The organism is Escherichia sp. MOD1-EC6819 (assembly GCF_002965765.1).
GTDB lineage: Bacteria > Pseudomonadota > Gammaproteobacteria > Enterobacterales > Enterobacteriaceae > Escherichia > Escherichia ruysiae.
Window position 1 is genome coordinate 1 of sequence record NZ_PTRG01000047.1, and the last position, 354, is coordinate 354.

1 pseudogene is annotated in these 354 nt (G+C 33.1%); it reads right to left on the reverse strand.

From position 1 onward, the window contains the following. A pseudogene (locus A7Z06_RS21575) lies at positions 1–209 on the reverse strand (transposase family protein); the annotation flags it as partial. Between the last annotated feature and the right edge of the window lie 145 nt (positions 210–354).

Genomic DNA, 354 nt, shown 5'->3' on the forward strand with positions numbered 1-354 from the left:
GCAATGGAATCGTGAACGGGGATGCCATTTTTAAAATGACCATATTGCTTCAAAAAATCGAGATGTGTTTCTCCAAAATCCTCTATATCTTCCTATCCTTCAGCCCCGAAAATGACGGCACAAATAGTCAACAGTAGAATATCTGACAAATTATGCTTCACTTTCCAGGCTTGTCTGTAATCAGGGGTAATAGAAATATGCACCATCATTTTTTAAGTACCATTTTGTTCTCCTTATTTATGTAAGGAGTATTTGATTATATATAAGCTGTGAAAAACAGTTTTGAGTAATAAGGAATTACTCAATTATTGAATATATAGTGCGAATTATTTAGTGCAAAAAACAACGTTATGT